The following is a 1,996-nucleotide window of genomic DNA, read 5'->3' as shown; positions in this document are numbered from 1 at the left end:
AGCCGCAGTTCGAGGGCCAGACCAAGGAGATCCTCGGAACCTCCGCGGTGCGGGCCATCGTGGCGAAGGTCGTCGAGAAGGAGATCCAGGCCCGGCTCAACTCGACGGCCCGCCACGACAAACCGCAGTCGGCCATGCTTCTTGAAAAAGTGGTCGCCGAAATGAAGTCCCGCATTTCGGCACGCGTGCACAAGGAAACCCAACGGCGGAAAAATGCCCTGGAGACGTCCTCGATGCCGTCCAAGCTCGCGGACTGCCGGATCGATGACGCCGAGCGGTCCGAGCTGTTCATCGTCGAGGGTGACAGCGCACTCGGGACGGCGAAACTGGCGCGGTCCTCGGACTACCAGGCGCTGCTCCCCATCCGCGGCAAGATCCTGAATGTGCAGAAAGCCTCGGTAGGGGACATGCTGTCCAATGCCGAGTGCGCCGCCCTGATCCAGGTGGTGGGCGCCGGCTCCGGGCGCAGCTTCCAGCTCGATGCGCGCCGCTACGGCAAGGTGATCCTGATGACGGACGCCGATGTGGACGGTGCCCATATCCGAACCCTCCTGCTGACGCTCTTCTTCCGGTACATGCGCCCGCTGGTGACGGCCGGCCGGGTGTACGCCGCCGTGCCGCCGCTCCACCGCGTCGAGGTGATCAACGCCGGTTCGAAGCCCAATGAGATGGTGTACACCTACTCGGAGAACGAGCTGCACCGGCTTCTCGCAGCAATGGAGAAGTCGGGCAAGCGCTTCAAGGAGCCCATCCAGCGCTACAAGGGGCTTGGTGAAATGGACGCGGGGCAGCTCGCGGAAACCACCATGGATCCGCGCCACCGGACGCTCCGCCGCGTCCGGATCCAGGAGGCGGAGTCCGCCGAACGTGTGTTCGACCTCCTGATGGGCAGTGACGTGGCACCGCGGAAGGACTTCATCGTCGCGGGAGCGGCGAGCCTGGACCGGGACCGCATCGACGCCTAGTGGTGTCGACACCGCGCCGGTCCGGGTCAGCAGGCTGAACGGCTTTGCCCAGGTCCCCCCGCACGGTTTCCGCGTTCCAATCGACCTGCTCCAGGGCGCTCGACGCCACTAGCTCAGCCCAGCAGCTCCGGCGCCACCAGGAGGATGGGCGGCACGGTCAGCAACAGGGCGGCGGTGCCCAGAACGGTGCCGCGCTGCAGGACTGACAGCGGGGGCAGGGGAGTGAGGAGCCTGCGGAGGCGCTGCGCGGTGGCCTCTAGGGTGCTCGCGGTCCCGGGGTCGAACGCCGGCAGCGCCGTGAGGGTCGGGAACTCCGGAGGTGTCTGCCATTCGTCCTCGGAAGCCGGCGGGGGCGACCCCGAGGCGACAATGGCGATCGCGCGCACCAGTGTGGCTTCCTCGACGTGCTTCAACGCTTCGTCGTCGGCAAGCATCTCGATCAGTTCGTTGACCGAGCGCTGCGCCAGCTGGGAGGTCGGCAACCACGGCAGCGCCGCGCGCCATGCGGCGAACGCCCAGAGCAGCAGGTGGTGCCGCTGCTGGAGGTGGGCGCGTTCATGGGTGAGGACGGCGTCGAGCTCTTCGCGGGACAGGAGGTCCAGCAGGCCGTCGGACAGCACCGTCACCGACCGGGCTCCGCCGGGAAGGCAGTAGGCCACCGGGGCCGGGTGATTGATGACGAGGGTGGCGGGAGTGTCGAGCGCGGGTGAGCTGAGCAGCCCGAGCAGGTCCCGGTGGTGGCGGCGCTGGCGGCGGATTCGGACGAAGGTCAGCATCAGGGTGAAAATCAGGTGTGCGCCGAGGAGGAAAGCCGCACTGAGTGCGAAGACGTGGACGACGCCGAGCGTCTCGGCAGGCCGCTGGTTCCTGGCAACGTCCCAAAAACCACCCGCGGCCGACACAAGGTTGTCGCCGAGCGGCTCGAGGCCCCAGACAAGCATGGCCCCAATCATCGAGAGACCGCCGGCAAGGGCGATCGACTGCCAGAGAACCATGGCAGTGAAGGGGGCGCGGGCCGGCCACCGTGCCCG

At 67.8% G+C, this 1,996-nt stretch carries 2 protein-coding genes; one reads left to right on the top strand and one right to left on the bottom strand.

Features of this window, described 5'->3' with window-relative positions; translation table 11 throughout:
• Positions 1 to 965: toprim domain-containing protein (locus tag Y705_RS20480; RefSeq protein WP_253908650.1), on the top strand; the 965-nt coding region annotated here is incomplete at its 5' end.
• 113 nt (positions 966 to 1,078) lie between these two features.
• On the opposite strand, the gene Y705_RS0115140 is transcribed toward Y705_RS20480, so the two are convergent.
• On the bottom strand, positions 1,079 to 1,996 hold a 918-nt coding region (locus Y705_RS0115140), incomplete at its 5' end, for a M56 family metallopeptidase (RefSeq protein WP_026533470.1).

Source organism: Arthrobacter sp. H41, assembly GCF_000520535.1.
Classification (GTDB): domain Bacteria; phylum Actinomycetota; class Actinomycetes; order Actinomycetales; family Micrococcaceae; genus Arthrobacter_D.
Note: the sequence above shows the minus strand (reverse complement) of the source record. Positions and strands in the feature narration are given on the sequence as shown.